Source organism: Priestia sp. TGN 0903 (genome assembly GCF_050846855.1).
In the GTDB taxonomy this organism is placed as follows: Bacteria; Bacillota; Bacilli; order Bacillales; family Bacillaceae_H; genus Priestia; species Priestia zanthoxyli.
Window position 1 is genome coordinate 71,702 of sequence record NZ_JBOZGL010000005.1, and the last position, 18,163, is coordinate 89,864.

18 protein-coding genes are annotated in these 18,163 nt (G+C 38.8%); all 18 read right to left on the reverse strand.

Features of this window, described 5'->3' with window-relative positions; translation table 11 throughout:
* Positions 1–82: 82 nt before the first annotated feature.
* The gene (locus ACRPLY_RS17885) at positions 83–643 is read right to left on the reverse strand and encodes an isochorismatase family protein (RefSeq protein WP_372456109.1); all 561 of its coding nucleotides are present in this window, start codon (positions 641–643) and stop codon (positions 83–85) included.
* 119 nt (positions 644–762) lie between these two features.
* A complete protein-coding gene (gene greA / locus ACRPLY_RS17890; RefSeq protein ID WP_013059279.1) occupies positions 763–1,239 on the reverse strand; it encodes a transcription elongation factor GreA in 477 nt (158 codons plus the stop codon).
* Between the two features lie 218 nt (positions 1,240–1,457).
* Positions 1,458–2,093 carry a uridine kinase gene (udk, locus tag ACRPLY_RS17895; protein ID WP_028411675.1) on the reverse strand — a complete coding sequence of 212 codons (636 nt, stop codon included), beginning with the start codon at positions 2,091–2,093 and terminating at the stop codon, positions 1,458–1,460.
* Positions 2,094–2,100: 7 nt separating this feature from the next.
* Positions 2,101–3,363, reverse strand: coding sequence for a peptidase U32 family protein (locus ACRPLY_RS17900; protein WP_028411676.1), 1,263 nt, complete (start codon positions 3,361–3,363; stop codon positions 2,101–2,103).
* Between the two features lie 39 nt (positions 3,364–3,402).
* Positions 3,403–4,332 carry a peptidase U32 family protein gene (locus ACRPLY_RS17905; RefSeq protein WP_028411677.1) on the reverse strand — a complete coding sequence of 310 codons (930 nt, stop codon included), beginning with the start codon at positions 4,330–4,332 and terminating at the stop codon, positions 3,403–3,405.
* Complete coding sequence (locus ACRPLY_RS17910; protein ID WP_048019730.1) at positions 4,329–4,985, reverse strand: O-methyltransferase; 657 nt, start codon at positions 4,983–4,985, stop codon at positions 4,329–4,331. Before ACRPLY_RS17910 ends, ACRPLY_RS17905 begins: the two co-directional genes overlap by 4 nt.
* Positions 4,986–5,166: 181 nt before the next feature.
* The gene (gene mltG / locus ACRPLY_RS17915; protein ID WP_028411679.1) at positions 5,167–6,270 is read right to left on the reverse strand and encodes an endolytic transglycosylase MltG; all 1,104 of its coding nucleotides are present in this window, start codon (positions 6,268–6,270) and stop codon (positions 5,167–5,169) included.
* 412 nt (positions 6,271–6,682) lie between these two features.
* Complete coding sequence (locus ACRPLY_RS17920; RefSeq protein ID WP_013059285.1) at positions 6,683–6,967, reverse strand: DUF1292 domain-containing protein; 285 nt, start codon at positions 6,965–6,967, stop codon at positions 6,683–6,685.
* A gap of 154 nt (positions 6,968–7,121) precedes the next feature.
* Positions 7,122–7,538: a Holliday junction resolvase RuvX gene (gene ruvX / locus ACRPLY_RS17925; protein ID WP_182028481.1), complete on the reverse strand. Its 417-nt coding sequence runs from the start codon at positions 7,536–7,538 to the stop codon at positions 7,122–7,124.
* Complete coding sequence (locus ACRPLY_RS17930) at positions 7,539–7,808, reverse strand: IreB family regulatory phosphoprotein (RefSeq protein WP_013059287.1); 270 nt, start codon at positions 7,806–7,808, stop codon at positions 7,539–7,541.
* Between the two features lie 84 nt (positions 7,809–7,892).
* On the reverse strand, positions 7,893–10,526 hold the full coding sequence (gene alaS, locus ACRPLY_RS17935) for an alanine--tRNA ligase (RefSeq protein ID WP_154973091.1): 2,634 nt from the start codon (positions 10,524–10,526) through the stop codon (positions 7,893–7,895).
* A gap of 388 nt (positions 10,527–10,914) precedes the next feature.
* Complete coding sequence (locus ACRPLY_RS17940; protein WP_028411681.1) at positions 10,915–11,976, reverse strand: AI-2E family transporter; 1,062 nt, start codon at positions 11,974–11,976, stop codon at positions 10,915–10,917.
* 113 nt (positions 11,977–12,089) lie between these two features.
* Entirely contained in the window at positions 12,090–12,224 is a 135-nt protein-coding gene (locus tag ACRPLY_RS17945) for a YrzQ family protein (RefSeq protein ID WP_013059291.1), read from the reverse strand.
* A gap of 25 nt (positions 12,225–12,249) precedes the next feature.
* Positions 12,250–12,441, reverse strand: coding sequence for a hypothetical protein (locus ACRPLY_RS17950; RefSeq protein WP_013059292.1), 192 nt, complete (start codon positions 12,439–12,441; stop codon positions 12,250–12,252).
* Between the two features lie 141 nt (positions 12,442–12,582).
* The gene (recD2, locus tag ACRPLY_RS17955; RefSeq protein WP_047749816.1) at positions 12,583–14,940 is read right to left on the reverse strand and encodes an SF1B family DNA helicase RecD2; all 2,358 of its coding nucleotides are present in this window, start codon (positions 14,938–14,940) and stop codon (positions 12,583–12,585) included.
* A gap of 24 nt (positions 14,941–14,964) precedes the next feature.
* A complete protein-coding gene (locus ACRPLY_RS17960) occupies positions 14,965–15,624 on the reverse strand; it encodes a tetratricopeptide repeat protein (RefSeq protein WP_013085089.1) in 660 nt (219 codons plus the stop codon).
* Between the two features lie 157 nt (positions 15,625–15,781).
* Positions 15,782–16,894: a tRNA 2-thiouridine(34) synthase MnmA gene (gene mnmA / locus ACRPLY_RS17965; protein ID WP_432232078.1), complete on the reverse strand. Its 1,113-nt coding sequence runs from the start codon at positions 16,892–16,894 to the stop codon at positions 15,782–15,784.
* Positions 16,895–17,000: 106 nt separating this feature from the next.
* On the reverse strand, positions 17,001–18,143 hold the full coding sequence (locus ACRPLY_RS17970) for a cysteine desulfurase family protein (protein WP_025750574.1): 1,143 nt from the start codon (positions 18,141–18,143) through the stop codon (positions 17,001–17,003).
* Positions 18,144–18,163 lie beyond the last annotated feature (20 nt).

The window sequence follows — 18,163 nt, forward strand, 5'->3', positions numbered from 1 at the left end:
TTACTTTTAAAACCATTATCTTAAGAAATATTCATTCTTTTTTTCATTCCATAAAAAAACTTGCTGATTCAGCAAGTTTTTATTATTCATTTTCCGTTAAAAATTGTTGAGTTGTTCGTAGCTTTCCTATTTTCGGAAAGATGTAAGAAAGAGTGGCTTCATGCTCTTCTTTTGTAAATGTCGCCATGGCATCCGTGATAAAAATTTGGTTATATCCATACTGAAATGCTTCACGAGCTGTGCTTTCCACACCAATATTTGTTGCAATTCCGCAAAGGACAATTGTATCAATTCCTCTTCGGCGAAGCTGAAGGTCTAAATCTGTCCCAAAAAAGGCTCCCCACTGACGTTTTGTCACAATGTAATCAGTCTCTTGAACATTAAGTCTTGGATCGAATTCTGCCCAGTCTGCAGGTCTTTCTTGAGGAGCAGATGGCTTTTGATCCGTTTCTGGCGTCAACGCATCTTTTCCATCTTGAAAATCTACTCGTACAAAGCTAATAAATCCATTTTGTTCGCGGAAACGATTCACAAGCTGAACAGATTTTTCTACGATTTCGTCTCCTCCAATTGGAACAATCCCTTTTTGTAAATCAATTAAAACAAGCGCTGTTTTAGTAAAATCGATATCTTTCATCTTCATCTTTCCTTTCCTACATATCTTTTCTATTCTCTCCGTTTTTTTAAATCATATAAAAAAAGCTGACGCGTGTCAGCTTTTTTACTTACGAGCATTCAGTAGAACGCTTCCAACCATATGTTTTACTTAACAGATACAATTTTCACTGACATATCTCCACCAGGAGTTTGAACAGTTACTTGATCTCCAATTTGTTTGCCCATTAGACTTTTAGCAATTGGCGAATCATTTGAAATTTTCCCTTCAAATGGATCTGCTTCTGCACTACCTACAATTGTATACGTTTCTTCGTCACCATCTGGCAACTCTACAAATGTTACAGATTTACCTAATGATACGATAGAAGAATTTTCTACATCTTCTTCAATAATTTTCGCATTGCGAATCATATTCTCAAGCGTCGTAATACGTCCTTCCACGAAAGCCTGCTCGTCTTTTGCAGAATCGTACTCAGAGTTCTCCGATAAATCTCCAAAACTGCGGGCGATCTTGATACGCTCTACAACTTCTTTACGTTTTACTGTTTTTAAATATTCTAGCTCTTGCTCTAGCTTTAGCTTTCCTTCTTCTGTCATTGGAAATACTTTTTCTTGTGCCATAATCCCTTCACTCCTTCTTGAACTCAAAATCTCTAGTGTATACAGTCGATTTCTGTATGTACAAAAAATTTTCCACTCTGTGGAAAAATCAGTTAATAGAGAAATGACAGCTTCAAAATAGAAGCTGCTCGTTTCTCTATTCTTTATAATGTTTGTGTTTAGTTAGCAGAATATGTCTGCATTGTCTTCAAAAAAATTCCTGCATCTATGCTATGTTATTATAAAATGGCATTTTGTTCAAGAATTGTTTGAATTTTAGTGACCATCAAGTCAATCGCTACGTGGTTTTGACCGCCTTCAGGAATGATAATATCTGCATAGCGTTTTGTTGGTTCAACAAACTGATTATGCATCGGGCGAACGACAGATACGTATTGATCAACAACTGACTCAAGCGTACGCTCTCGTTCTTTAATATCACGAAGCATACGACGAATGATACGAAGATCCGCATCTGTATCTACGTATAGCTTGATATCCATTAAATTACGCAAGCGCTGATCTTCTAGTACAAGAATACCTTCTAAGATAATAACATCTTTTGGTTCTTCTTTAATTACCTTCTCAGAGCGCGTATGAATTGCGTAATCATATACCGGTTTGTCAATGCTCTCATAATTTAATAAGTTTTGCAAGTGTTCAATCAGCAAATCATTATCAAATGCTAGAGGATGATCGTAATTTGTTTGCAAACGCTGTTCAAACGGTACATCGCTTTGATCTTTATAATAATAGTCTTGCTCAAGAAGCATAATAGAATGCCCTTTAAAATACTCATAAATAGCTTTGGTTACAGTTGTTTTACCAGAACCGGATCCACCAGCGATACCGATTACAACGGGCTTTTTCCCCATTTTATATTTAAATCCCCTTTCGCATCATGTTATATGAAAATAGAGGTTGGTCCACTTTAAATTTCACAATTTGCAGCGGATGACGCGCAGCATCTAGTTCATTGCCATCTTCGTCCCAAATTTTATCTATTTTTTGCGTAAAGTTTTTAATTTCCGGACCAAAAAATTCCACTTCTTCTCCCGGTTTAAAATAGTTACGCTGTTGCAATGTCACGATGCTTGTTTCTTCATCATAATTCAATACTAAACCAGCAAAATCAAATTTTGTTTTCTTGCCGTGTACGCCAAACATTTGTTCATCCACTCCAGGAACCCCTTCAAAAAAGGCGGGAGCCGTATCGCGGTTCGCACATTTGTCTAGCTCATCAAGCCATTCTTTTTGAATCACAAAATTCTCAGGATCTGCACAGTATGCGTCAATCACTTTGCGATATACGCTCACCACTGTTGCAATATAGTGGATCGACTTCATACGTCCTTCAATTTTCAAGCTATCAATACCCAGCTCAATCATTTGAGGGATAGATTGAATTAAATTTAAATCTTTTGGACTCATTGCAAACGGATCGTCTTGCTCATCAAATAAAGGCGTTTCCGTTTTACCGTCTTCTACTTTAAATAAATCATAGTCCCAACGGCATGATTGACAGCAGCCTCCACGGTTTGAATCACGCGCTGTCATGTGGTTACTTAGCACGCAGCGGCCTGAATAAGCAATACACATCGCTCCGTGAATAAAAGCTTCAATTTCAATATCCACTTTTTCTTTCATTTCGCGCATTTCTTCAGCACCCGTTTCACGAGCAAGTACAACACGTTCTAATCCTTCTTCTTTCCAGAATTGAACGGCTTTCCAGTTTGAAAGTGATTGCTGCGTACTTAAGTGTACTTCAAGCTTAGGTGCAACGCGTCGACAGGTTTCGATAATTAACGGATCAGCTACGATGATTCCAGAAACGCCAGCGCGCTCTAATCCCATTAAATAATCTTCAAGTCCGTCCATATTTTCATTGTGAGCAAAAATGTTTGTTGTAACATAAATACGTGCGCCGTATTTGTTTGCAAACTGAACACCTTCTGCCATTTCTTCAAATGTAAAGTTATCTGCATTTGAACGAAGGCCAAACTCTTTTCCTCCGATAAACACAGCATCTGCTCCATAGTGTACGGCAACTTTTAATTTTTCAAGGTTACCGGCTGGAGCTAACAACTCAGGCTTTTTCGTAATAACTCGTTTACCTTCTACTACAGTATCGATTTGAACAGCCATCGTTTGTACCTCCTTTGTTTATCTTTCTTTGCATGCTTTTTAATATACCGTTTCTTTAAAGAAAAACCCTGTGTCTAACGGGCGGTTAATTGGCTGCAAGCTTTCAATTTCTTCTAACAAATCGTCTTTAACGTTTTCGTATTCTTCACGGTCATCTACACATAAATCAATCGCTTGACGATATTTTTTTGTTACTTCTAAAATATATTGGGGTGACTTTAATACGCCGTCAATTTTAAATACATCTACTTCAGCGTCAATCATTTCGGAAAGCTCATCGATAATGCACATATCATTTGGACTCATAATGTGCGTTCCATTTTCATCTTCGAAAATTGGATACTTATTGTTTCGCTCATTATCAAGTAAAAACATATCTTTTTCTACTTTACGATTTTCAATTTCCATGACTTTTCCTTGATACTCAAAGTAGTTGCCAAGAAGTGAACGTTTCGATTGGAACATACACGTCATGCCATGCACCTGAACTTCAATTTCTACTTCGGCTTTTTCTTTGATATCAATGATGCTATCCATGCTTAGCTCACGAGCAAGAACTGCACGCTTAGCTCCTTTGCGGCCCCAGTAGTTACATGAATACCAGTTTGTTCCCGTTGTTTCAGTACTCCAGTGCATCTTCATTTCTGGAGCTGTTTCACGCACTGCCATTAATACAGCCGGATCTCCAAATACAATCGCATCCACGCTTGCTTCTTTTAAGAATAAAATATATTCATTTAATTCGGCGATTTTATCATTGTGAAATAATCCGTTCATCGCTACGTAGACTTTTGCATCATGCTGATGAGCAATATTTACAGCTTCTACGATATCTTCACGTTTGAATTCACCTGCTAAACGCAAACCGTAGCGCTGTTCACCAACCATAATAGCTGTTGCTCCAGCTTGTAGTAATGATTCGATTTCCGAAACTGCAGTTGGTGTCACTAATAGTTCTGGTTTTTTCATTCTTGGTCACCTCTTTTAATACTAATCGCGATTCCGTCTCCAATAGGAAGAATAGTTGTATAATAATCGGGATGATTCATCAGCCACGTATTGTATGCCTGAATTTTTTTAATTAAGCTACGGCGTCGACGTGTTTCTACTTCCGCCAAATCGGTCGCTACGTGACCTTTAAATAGTACGTTATCCGAAATAATCATTCCTTTAGAAGATAGCATCGGCTCATAATGTTCGAAAAAACGCTGATACTGACCTTTAGCTGCATCGATAAAGACTGCATCATAAGGACCATGACGTTCAATTTCATCTCTAAGCTCAAGTGCATCTCCAAACAACGACACAATTTTATCTTGTTTTCCCGCCCGTTCAATAAACTCTTGCGCTTTTTGGTAACGCTCTTCATTTCGTTCTACCGTAACCACTCGTGCCTCTGGAAGCGTATGGGTGATTCGAATAGACGAATATGCAATCGCTGTTCCAATTTCTAATATATGTTTTGGCTGATGAAGACGAAGAATTTGCAATAGCGTTTCAACACCAATCAATTCCATAATCGGAACGTGATGTTCTTCTGCATAAGCTTCCATTTCTTCAATAAGCTCCTGGCGCTTAGGAATAAGCTTTTCCACATACTGCTCTACGTTTTGTAAAAGCAAAACACTTCCTCCGTTCTCAGAAGTACATTTTACATTATGTTTTCATAACGTTTCATTACTGCAAAATAGTAAGACAACTAGTCTATTATAAGTTTTTTTCGTTTTTACGTAAACCCGATATATTTTAACATAAAAGATGGGGAATGCGAAGTATCGCGATTCCCCAATTTTAAATTTCCAATTATTTTTCGGTATTTTGCTTTTCTTTACCTGTAATATGCTTGGCTTTTTCTTTGTTATGTTCTTCTAACGTTTTGGTAAAAATAACTTTTCCTTCAGGTGTAGCCAAGAAGTATAAATAATCTGTATTGGCTGGATGTAACGCAGCTTTGATTGACATCAATCCAGAGCTGGCAATTGGTCCTGGAGGCAACCCCTTTACTTTATACGTATTGTAAGGAGAGTCCACTTCTAAATGCTTATAGAACACCCGGTCTTTATGCTCTCCTAAGGCATATAATACGGTTGGATCCGTTTGAAGAGGCATGTTTTTTTCAAGGCGATTATAAAAGACGCTGGCAATTTTTTCTCGGTCGACTTTCGCAGTCGCTTCCTCTTCAATTAGAGAAGACATGGTTAACAATTTATGTGCACTGAATTTTTTCTTTTCCATTTGCCCACTGTACTGACCTAATACATTATTTGTTTTCCCTACCATTTTATCCAATATTTCATCTAACGACACATTTTTATCATAAAAATCATACGTAACGGGATATAAATAACCTTCTAGCGGATGTTTAATATCTTTTTGCATCACTTCATCCGTTACTAAATCTGGATACTTTTCTTTCATTTTATTGATGAATGCCTTATCGTCTAGCTTTTTCATGACTTCGTCTTTTGTAAACTTTGTATTTTTAGCAATGATATCAGCAATTTCGACAAGCTGGCGTCCTTCTGGAATGGTGACACGAATATCAGGTTGTTTTGAAACCTCGCCTTTTTCCATTTTTTCAACCATTTCCCCTAAGCTCATGGAAGGAGAAAATAAATACGTTCCAGCTTGAAATCCAGATACATGGGTTAATTTTACGTAATAGCGAAAGGCACTTTTACTTTTAATTAAATCTTCTTTTTTCAATACCGTACCAATCGATTGAACGGAAGAACCTTGTGGAATGGTCACATTTACTTTTTTATTGCTGTTTCGATCCACGGGTGTTAAGCGGGATTGAGCATAGAAAAATGCACCGCCAACAAGTAAAAGAAGTACGATAATTGTAATAAAAATAACTCGTTTTTTCCTTGAACGATTAGGTGGTAAAAATGTTTGTTGCGACAAGCAGCTTCCTGGTTAAATCTACTTCTGTAAAAGAAGATACAACCAGTTTCACCTCTTTTCTTCTTGATTTTTTGTAAGTATGAACAGAGAGGATACATGAGATTGCGATTCATTCGTATCTCCTATAGGTGTGAGATGGTATCGCTTCCTTAAACTATCGCCTCTCCTAAATTTTTTCCATGATTTATGTTATTGTCTGCCCAAAGTCTAGTTTCATCCGTTCAAACAATGAATTCTTTTATTAAAATGCACTCTCACACGCAGGAATTATTATACTACAATTTATCTCATTTTTCGTCATTATCATACAATCTCCCCTAAGAATGCAAGGAAAAACCTTTTTATATCTAAAAAGAACGGCCGCTATGTAAAAAAAAGCTGATAACGATTGTCATCAGCTTTTTCACTATAATTATTCGCCTTCTTCGTCAAGGAATGTGTTAACCATTTCCTCAACCATGTCCCACTCTTCTTCTGTTTCAATCGGTTGAAGCTCGCCGTCTTGACCGTCTTCACTTGGTGTGAAAGCAGATGCATGAATTTCAATTTCTTCTTCATCATCTTGGTCTGCTCCGATTGGATAGTAAATTACATATGATTTGTTATATTGATCAGAATCAAATGTGAATAAAATTTCGCATAGCTGCTCATTTCCATTCTCATCGACGATTGTAATTTTATTTTCTTCTACGCTCATGTTTGCACCTCATTTTATATTGTAAGCTCTTAGCTTAACTTTTTCTTCAGCGAAAAGCAAGCTGTTCAGTTATTTCACTTCCCTTTTACGTACAAAAGAATATGTAAAAGGGAAAGTCATAACTTGCCAGCTTAAGCAAAGCCTGCTGCTTTTCTTATTGCTTGCTGTCTAAGTATCCTTGAAGAATCATAACAGCTGCCATTTTATCGATTACTTTTTTGCGTTTCTTGCGGCTTACGTCGGCAGACAGCAGTACTCGCTCTGCTGCCATCGTTGACAAGCGCTCGTCCCACATCATCGTTTCAATGTTAAGTTTTTCTTTGACGCTGTCAGCAAACTCGATGCACGCTTCGCCTCGAGGGCCAATCGTACCATTCATATTTTTAGGAAGACCCACTACGATTTTCTCTACGGAATATTCGTCAATTAACTGCTGTAAACGAGGATATGATTGCTCCATCTGCTCATCTGCAATTTTAATTGTTTCAATTCCTTGCGCTGTCCATCCCATTTCATCACTAACTGCCACACCAATTGTTTTGGTTCCTACATCTAATCCTAATACGCGCATTTATGAATCCTTTCGATGCTGTTGTAAATAAGATTTAACAAGTTCTTCAATGAGCTCGTCTCGCTCTAACTGGCGAATTGTGTTTCTCGCATCGTTATGACGAGGAATGTAAGCAGGGTCTCCTGATAACAAATACCCAACGATTTGGTTAATCGGGTTGTAGCCTTTTTCTTGCAGTGCGTCATAAACCGTAAACAATACTTCATGTACGTTTGTTTCAGCTGGCTCATCTTGAAAATTAAATTGCATGGTTTTATCAAATGAACTCACGGTCCCACCTCACTCTCTTAATTTGTGAACACATTGTGCACTATGCTAAGTCTTATTTATATTGTACACCAAGAAAGAGGAGAATTAAACGGATTTAACCCATTCTTCTACAGTGCCAAGTGCTTTTTCAATTTGGCTAGCGTCTTTTCCTCCAGCTTGCGCCATGTCAGGGCGTCCGCCTCCGCCTCCGCCGCAAATCGTTGCTACTTCTTTAACAAGTTTGCCAGCATGATGGCCTTTAGCAATTAAATCTTTTGTTACACCTGCAATAATATTTACCTTTTCACCTTGTGGAGAAGCTAATACGATCACAGCAGATTCTAATTTTTGTTTTAAATCATCAACCATTGCACGAAGGTTATTCATATCCGTTGCATTCACTTTTGCTGCTAGGACATTTACACCATTAATGTTTTGTACGCGGTCAACAAGATTGCCAGCTTCAATATTGCCAAGCTTTGTAGATAGTGAATCATTTTCACGCTGAAGATTACGAATTTCTTCTAGTAATCCTTCAACGCGCCCTACTAAATCGCGCGGGTTGGATTTTACTTTTGCCGCAGCTTCTTTTAGTAAACCTACTTGATCATTCATTAACTGATAGGCAGCTTTTCCAGTTACAGCTTCAATACGTCGAGTACCTGCACCGATTCCAGATTCTGATACAATTTTAAATAAACCGATAACAGATGTATTTGGTACGTGACATCCACCACATAATTCTAAGCTGTAGTCGCCTACTTGTACTACGCGCACGATATCTCCGTATTTCTCACCAAATAGTGCCATTGCACCCATCGCTTTTGCTTCGTCAATTGCTTTGTTTTCAATTTGTACAGAGATGCTGTCCCAAATCTTTTCATTAACGATTTGTTCAATTTTCTCAATCTCTTCTTGTGTCACTTGACCAAAGTGAGAGAAGTCAAAGCGCAAGCGATCCGCTGTTACTAAAGAACCCGCTTGATTAACATGCGTTCCTAACGTATCTTTTAATGCTTGATGCAATAAATGCGTTGCCGTATGGTTTTTCACAATCGCACTGCGGTTTTCTTCATCAAGCGTTGCCATGTATGTTTCACCTTTTACAAGCTCACCGCTTGTTACAGATACCGTTTGGACATTTTGACCATTTGGCGCTTTTTGAACGTCTTTTACTTCCGCTTTTCCTGAAGCACTTTGGATCGTACCTTGGTCCGCAATTTGACCGCCGCTTTCTGCGTAGAATGGCGTGTGGCTTAAGATGACTTGCGCTTCTGTTCCAGCTTCAGCACGGTCAACAAGCTCACCGTCTACAATAATTGCTTCAACAACTGTTTCTACTTCATTTTTATCATAGCCCACAAACTCACTTGCAACCGTTACTTCACCAAGTACGCCGCCTTGAACTTGCATAGAACTAGAATCTTGACGAGCAGCACGCGCACGCTCACGCTGTGCTTCCATTTCACGTTCAAAACCTGCATGATCGATTTTCATGTTCTCATCTTCTGCGTATTCTTCCGTTAATTCAACAGGGAAGCCATACGTATCATATAGACGGAAAACATCTTCGCCTTGTACCGTATCACTGTTTTGCGCTTTTTCTTTTTTAATAACAGTTGCCAAGATAGCTAGTCCGTCATTTAACGTTTCGTGAAAACGCTCTTCTTCATTTTTGACTACGCGCTGGATAAAATCCGTTTTTTCCTTTACTTCCGGATAGAAATCAACCATGATTTCACCTACTACCGGCACTAGGTCGTACATGAACGGACGATTAATGTTTAACTTTTTAGCATAGCGAACTGCTCGGCGTAACAAACGACGCAGCACATACCCGCGGCCTTCATTTGAAGGAAGAGCACCATCACCTACAGCAAATGTTACCGTACGAATGTGGTCAGCAATGACTTTAAATGCCGTATCTTGCTCATCATTTGTACAATATTTAGCGCCTGAAATATTTTCTGTTGCTTCAATAATTGGCATAAACAAATCTGTATCAAAGTTTGTTTGCACATCTTGAATAACAGAAACCATACGCTCTAAGCCCATTCCTGTATCAATATTTTTCTTTGGAAGCGGCGTGTACGTATTATCAGGATTATGATTAAACTGAGAAAATACAAGGTTCCAAATTTCTAAATAACGCTCATTTTCTCCACCTGGATATAATTCGGGATCAGTTAGGTCATTTCCATATGCTTCTCCGCGATCATAAAAGATCTCTGTATTTGGACCACTCGGACCTTCTCCAATATCCCAAAAGTTACCTTCTAAACGAATGATACGCTCTTTAGGCACGCCCATTTTTTCATTCCAGATCTTAAATGCTTCTTCATCTTCAGGGTGAACTGTTACAGATAGCTTATCTGCGTCGAATCCAATCCATTTATCGCTCGTTAAGAATTCCCATGCCCATTGGATTGCTTCTTCTTTGAAATAATCACCGATAGAGAAGTTACCAAGCATTTCAAAAAACGTATGATGGCGAGCCGTTTTACCTACGTTTTCGATATCGTTTGTACGAATAGATTTTTGTGCGTTACAAATACGCGGATTTTGAGGAATAACACGACCATCAAAATATTTTTTTAATGTAGCTACTCCACTGTTAATCCATAATAAAGATGGATCTTCATGCGGAACTAAAGATGCGCTTGGTTCTACATCATGGCCTTTTTCTTTAAAGAAATCTAAATACATTTGACGAACTTGTGCTGACGTCAGTTTTTTCATGATTGGTCCTCCTTTAATACTCTTCTTATTTATAGACAAAAAAATGATGACATAAAAGCATCTATTTTCCCTGTGTCCAAAAGTAATTGCTAGTTATTTGCACACAAAAAAACTCTCATCCCTGTAGCAGGGACGAGAGTTGAACTCGCGGTACCACCCTGATTATAAATGCCAAAAGCATTTATCACCTTCATAGCGTTAACGTTGCTGACACGGCAGGTTTTAGCCTGCACTCTGGACTAGCGTTCAGCTGCTCTTTGTTTAGCGCTTCTTTCAGCCAAGGAAGCCCTTCTCTAAAAACCAGTGTGCAACGTACTCGATCCATCATTGTGTTCAAAATATGTAGCGTTTTCTTATGGCGATATTATGACAAATTAACCGCTCTTTGTCAATGTTTGAGCGTATAAGAGCGAATATGCAAAATAGATATTTTAACGACTGCTAAAATTGGCACAGCCAAAATGAGACCCAATACTCCTCCAAACTCTCCTCCTAAAAGGAGCGCAAGCATGATAAACAAAGGATGAATATGAAGGCTCTTTCCTACGATAAGCGGAGACAGCACATTTCCTTCTAGAAACTGCAGCACAAAGATAATAATGACAATGGTAATAACCAACTTTATCGAGATAGTTGCTGCAATAATAGCTGCTGGAACCGCACCAATAATCGGGCCAAAATACGGAATGATATTTGTTACGCCAATAATAAAGCCTAAAAGAAGTGCATAAGGTACATGAAAGAACCAAAGTGCTGCTGTGGCAATCACACCAATAATGAGACAAACAAAAAATTGTCCTCTAATATAATTGCCAAGCGATTCATTCACATCCGATAAAAAACGTTCGCCTGGTTTGTGCCACTTTTTAGGTGTAACATAAGCTGTTGCTTTCTTAATAGAGGAAAAATCCTTCAGCATATAAAAAACAATAAATGGAATAATGATTAAAATCAAAAAAGAGGTAATCAATGATTTTAATCCTTCCGCCACTTTTGTAAGCCACACGTTGAGCGTAGCCTCTACATCATCAATGCTGCCTTCAATTTTCTCATGTACACCGTTTGGAAGTGAAGTTGTACGATCATGAATCGATTCTACCCAATGTCTATATGTATTCGTAAAATGAGGCAGCTGTTCATTTAAATCTTTTACTTGTTCCACAAAAATAGGATACGACTTATAGGCTCCGAACCCGATTCCTCCAAAAAAGATAATGTAGATCAGTAAAATAGCTAGAGGACGAGGCACGCCTTTATCATGCGTTTTTTCAATAAGCGGATGAAGTAAATATGTAATGAATGCTGCAATAAAAAAAGGCAGCAGTGCTTTTAAAAACATGTAAATAACAGGCAGCCATAAAAACTGGACTTTAAAAAAGACTAATACGCACAGCAGTGCTAATAACAGCAGTCCGAATCTATAGAACCATTTGAATGAACTATCTTTCAACGTAAACTCCTCCTCCCTTCTATTTTTTGATAAAGAAAGGAGTTTATACATGCAGTTGTATCTTCTGCCTGCAAAAAAGCACTATTGCAGCTCAGTGCAATAGTGCTTTTTTATTAGTGAATAGCTTTCATCATACGTTTACGCATTTTTTTCATATTTCTTTTTGTAAACATCTCTCGATCATCTGCCATTTTAAATGCATAAGCTCCAAGACCGAAAGCGACTACTGACGGAATAATTCTGCCCATTGCTCTTCCTCCCGGTAAAAAAGAATTAGAAATTGATTGTGCGCTCGTCATCTGAGAACAAATCATCAAGCGAGCTCAATGTTCCATCTTCTTCTACTTGGTGAGTATTAATTTGTCCTTTTGAAATAGTCATTTCAATAAAACAATTCCAGCAGTAATACTGATTTACACCAATTTTGCCAACGTCAATACTTTTACAGTTTGGACATTTAAACAAAGTCGACACCTCTTTATACGTTCTACTTATATAAACGCATTATGTCCACTTTTTTTCACGCCCATACTTTATTTTCTGACAATTAGCAAAGAAGGATGGCAACAAAGGAGTTTATTTAACTCTTTGTTAGCATGCGAAAGGTTACATGAAATCATACGGCGTAACGTTTTCCATCCCAATATTTGCATCTTTCATAAATGGAATTTCGGGATCTTCTATGTCGTTATCCAAGCTTTCTCGAAGCAGGGGCTGTAAATTCGTTTGTCGAACGCTGTCTTCATTCCGGCTGACTCCAAGCTGAAACGCTTCGTCTTCGCCGCATAAAATTAAAAACTGTTTACTTCGCGTAACGGCGGTATAAAGTAAATTGCGTCGCAGCATCCGGTAATAGCTTTTGACAATTGGAAGCACAACAATGGGAAATTCACTTCCCTGCGATTTATGAATGGAACAGCAGTATGCATGAGTTATTTGATTAAAGTCTTGCTTTGTATAAGTTACTTCGTTTCCTTCATATGAAATAACCAGCATATCCTGTTTTTCCGTATTTTCTTTGGCAAAGAAAACTGAGACGATTTCTCCCATATCTCCGTTAAATACGTTGCTATCCGGCTGATTTACAAGCTGCAGCACTTTATCTCCGACTCGGTACGTAATATCTCCGTGCTTAAGCTCTCTTCTTTGCTCAGAAGCCGGGTTAAATAATTCCTGAAGAACTTCATTCAGTTTATCAATCCCTGCAGGACCTTTATACATAGGAGCTAGAACTTGAATATCTTTAGCCGTATAGCCTTTTTTTAACGCATTCCCGCAAACTTGTTGCACGACATTCGTGATGTGCTGTCCGTGACAGCGAATAAAGGAACGATCTCCTTGCTGCCTCGATAAGTCTTCCGGAAGCTTTCCTTTTTTTATTTCATGAGCCAAATCAATAATCGATGACCCTTCCGCTTGCCGGTATACATCTGTCAGACGGACGGTAGGAACTACTTCTGAACTCAGTAAATCTTTTAACACCTGTCCCGGACCTACTGAAGGAAGCTGGTCTTCGTCTCCAACTAAAATAACCTGTAAATTAGCAGGAAGAGACTTAAACAGCTGATGAGCAAGCCACAAATCTACCATCGATACTTCATCCACAATCAATAATTTTCCGTCAATTGGATTCTCCTCATTATGGTCAAATCCTTCTTGTCCGTTCCATTTTAATAATCTGTGAATCGTAACTGCCGGAAGTCCGGTCGCTTCGCTCATTCGTTTAGCAGCGCGTCCAGTAGGTGCCACAAGTAAAACAGGAAAAGCTTCATCTTTTTTATAATCCCCTGGATTTAACGAACATCCGTGAAGTTCTGCATAGAGTTCGACTATTCCTTTAATAACCGTTGTTTTCCCTGTACCTGGTCCACCTGTTAAAAGAAGCATTGGAGACATTAAAGCAGTTTGTATGCCCTTGCGCTGAGACGGTGCATATTGCACGTCTAATCGCTCTTCTAGTTCACCTAAAGCTAGTAAAAATTCTGATTCTGGAAACTGCTCTTCGTATTGCGTTTGGGCCATAATTTTTTGAATAGCTTTAACCAGCCCTTTTTCAGCATAGAAAAGGGGAGGAAAATAAATTTTTTCGTCTTGAATGATAAGCTTTTTGTCTGCTTTTAATGCGTCCACTTCTCTTGTAAGATCCATTTCAGACAGATTCTCATGCCTGCTTTTTCGAAGAAGCTCTGCTGTTTTTCCATACAGCTGATCTGCCGTGACGTATACATGTCCCATTTGATTACATTCTTGCTCAATGACGTATAAAATACCTGCACGCAAACGATCAGGATGGTTGGTTGCCATACCAAGCCTCTTTCCAAGTTCATCGGCCCTGCTAAAACCAATACCTTGAATATCTTCTACGAGCTGATAAGGATTATTTTGAACAATTTCAAGCGCTTCTTGTTTGTACGCTTGGAAAATCTTCATCGAAAGCTGCGGTCCAAACCCGAGGTCTGTCAGCTTTACCATTACTTCTTCTAACCCTTGATGTTCACGAAGCTGCGTTACTAAAGCCTCTGCCTTGTCGGCTGAAAGCCTCGGAACCTCTTTTAGCACGGACTCATTTTGCAAAATACGAAAAATAGCGCGTTCTCCTAGGGCGTCCACAATATTTTCAGCGGTTTTTTTACCGATTCCGTGAAATAAATCGCTTGATAGGTACTGAACAACCCCTTGCCTTGATTGCGGAAGTTCTTTTTTAAACTGCTCAACATGAAATTGCAGACCAAACTTTGGATGCTCTTTGAAGTCCCCGTAAAATGTGTATACTTCATCTTCATTAAGCTTAGGAAAATAGCCTGTAACGACCGTTTCTTTATCTTCAATCTCTAAATTTGTTTTTTTGATCCGTATCCGCGTAACATTATATAAGTTTTCTTCGTTATGAAAAACCGTTACAATTGACGTGCCGCTTATATAATGACGTTCTGGCTGTGAAGGGTTCACTAGTTCTTCGTTCATGTTATCCTTCCTTTACCCGCTTTCTTAATGTTCTAATGTAGACAGAACTTGTTTAGCATTTGCTGCCATTACGTGATCTGGCTGCACGTTTAAAGCTTCATCTAACATCTCAATTGCTTTGTCCTTATCATCTTTCATGGCATACGCTACGCCCAAATTATAGAAAGCATCGGCATGTTCTGGCTCTTGATTTACTACCTTAAGAAATTCAGCAATCGCTTCATCTACCATTTCGAGCTGTGCTAAACAAAGACCGTACTGAAATTTTGCTTCTACATCATGTTCGTTTAGTTCTACCGCTCGCTGCAGATAAGGCATCGCAAAACGAATTTCTTCCATATGAAACAGCGTTAAACCAAGCATAAAGTAGGCATCGGATGAATCTAAGCCTTTTTTGATTGCTAAATCAAAGTAGTGCTTTGCCTGCTCAAGCTGCTCTGCATTAAAATAAATATTTCCTGCTCCGTAATACGCTGTTGCCGTTTCTTCATCTAATTCAATCGCACGTTCATAAAATTTCAAAGCACGATCCATCTCACTAACAGCCGCTAACAAATTGCCAAAATTCACATACACAATTGGATCTTTTGGATTATCTTCAATTGCTTCTGAAAATGTTTTAGCAGCCTCTTCAAATTTCCCTTCCTGCATATACTGAATTCCTAGCTGATTTTTATCTGTCATTTTTTCGTTCACTCCACTGTTTTAGTTATGATTTAAAAGATTTTCACATCATGAAAATCTAGAATATGTAAGTTATTAGTTTACCCAATAAGTAAAGTATATCATAGAAAAACCTCAGCTATATACAGCTGAGGTTTTTCGTTCTTGCTTATATAAATTATACGTACCAAATTTGCTCTTCTTCTTGAAATACTTTGTCAATAGTTGCTCCGCCAAGACATTCGTCATCTTTGTAAAACACAACTGCTTGACCTGGCGTAATTGCCCGCACGGGTTCAGCAAAAATAACTTTAATTGTATCATCATCGACTTTCTCAACGGTTACTGCTGAATCGGTTTGACGATAGCGGAATTTTGCTGTGCACGTCATTGGTGACGACCAGTCACGGTCGCTTACCCAGCTGACATTTGTTGCTGTAAGAGATGTAGAATAAAGCAGCTCATTGTGAAAGCCTTGATCGACGTATAAAACGTTTTTTTCTAAATCTTTTCCAACTACAAACCAAGGTTCGCCGCTGCCTCCGATACCCAAACCATGGCGTTGACCAATCGTGTAGTACATAAGGCCGTCATGCTTGCCTTTCACTTCGCCGTCAAGCGTTTGCATCACACCTGGCTGAGCAGGAAGATACTGACTTAAAAATTCCTTGAAGTTGCGTTCGCCAATAAAGCAAATACCTGTGCTGTCTTTTTTCGTTGCTGTAGCAAGGCCTGCTTCTTTTGCAATTTCACGCACTTGTGATTTCTCAATTTCTCCAATTGGGAACATTACTTTTGAAAGCTGATCTTGTCCTAATTGATTTAAGAAATACGTTTGATCTTTATTTCCATCTACGCCTCGAAGCATTTTATACTCCCCGTCACGATACGCAACGCGTGCATAATGTCCTGTCGCTAGATAGTCTGCTCCTAGCGTCATTGCATGCTCCAAAAAGGCTTTGAATTTAATTTCTTTATTACACATTACATCAGGATTCGGTGTACGACCTGCTTTATATTCATCTAAAAAGTAGGTAAATACTTTATCCCAATATTGTTTCTCAAAGTTGACTGCATAGTAGGGAATACCAATTTGATTACATACGCGAATAACATCGTTATAATCTTCAGTCGCAGTACAAACGCCGTTTTCATCCGTATCGTCCCAGTTTTTCATAAAGATTCCGATCACATCGTATCCTTGTTGTTTTAATAAAAGAGCTGCTACAGATGAATCAACGCCTCCGCTCATTCCGACTACTACACGTGTATCTTTAGGTGATTTTGTCAACTTCGCCACCTCCGTTTTCTTCATTTTAATTAAATTGTTCGCTAAAAAGCGAAAGAAACGACACAAACCATCAGTGAGGGATGAAGACCCTACTGATGGCTGCTATTTACATCGTTAGTCGCTTAACGATGTTTGCTGTTTGACGTGCGGTTTTTTCAATTTGCTCAGCAGAGTTTCCTAGGCCAAAGCTAAATCGAATAGAAGTTGTTAAACGCTCAGACCCTTTTCCAAACATAGCAACAAGCACATGAGAAGGATCGATTGCTCCCGCTGTGCAAGCTGAACCGCTCGATGCCGCAATTCCTGCTAAGTCTAAATTTACGAGCATCGATTCAACATTTGTTTTTGGAAATGATAAATTTAACACATGTGGCAGAGAATTTTCAAGATGTCCGTTAATTTCAAATGAAATACCTTCTTCTTTCAACACAGCTACCATTATTTCTTTGTATCTTCTATATTCATCTGCACGTGTTTGCAGCGTTTGTTGCGAAATTTTCACAGCTTCTTCAAACCCGACGATACTTGTCATGTTCTCAGTTCCAGCTCGTCGTTTGCGCTCTTGTTCTCCTCCAAATAGCAAAGGAGACAGTGAAACGTGAGCAGCTGCATATAAAAAGCCCATCCCTTTTGGTCCGTTAATTTTATGAGCCGAAACGGATAAAAGATCGACACCTAATTGTTGCACATTTAACGGAATTAATCCATAAGCTTGCACTGCATCCGTGTGGAAATATGCTCCATGCTCTTTTAATAGAACTCCAATTTCTCCAATTGGCTGAATAGCACCTACTTCATTATTTCCAAACATCACCGACACAAGAATTGTTTGATCCGTTAGGGCTGATTTTATTTCATCCACAGATACTTGTCCGTACTCATTAACTGGTAGGTAAGTCACTTCAAAGCCCTGTGTTTCTAAATATTCACACGTATGAAGCACAGCGTGGTGTTCAATTTGCGTGGTAATAATATGATTTCCTTTATGGCGGTTTGCAAGAGCGACTCCGATCAGTGCCATATTATCTGCTTCTGTCCCGCCACTTGTAAAAATCAGTTCATTTTCGTGTGCTCCAATACTTGCTGCAATCGTTTGGCGAGCTTCGTCTAAATAGCGTCGACTTTCCCGCCCGTAGTGATGAATACTAGACGGATTTCCAAAGTACTCATGCATAAAAGTCGTCATTTTCTCAACGACTGCTGGATGTATTGGAGACGTTGCTGCATGATCAACATAAATACGTTCCAAAATAAACGCCTCCTAGCTCA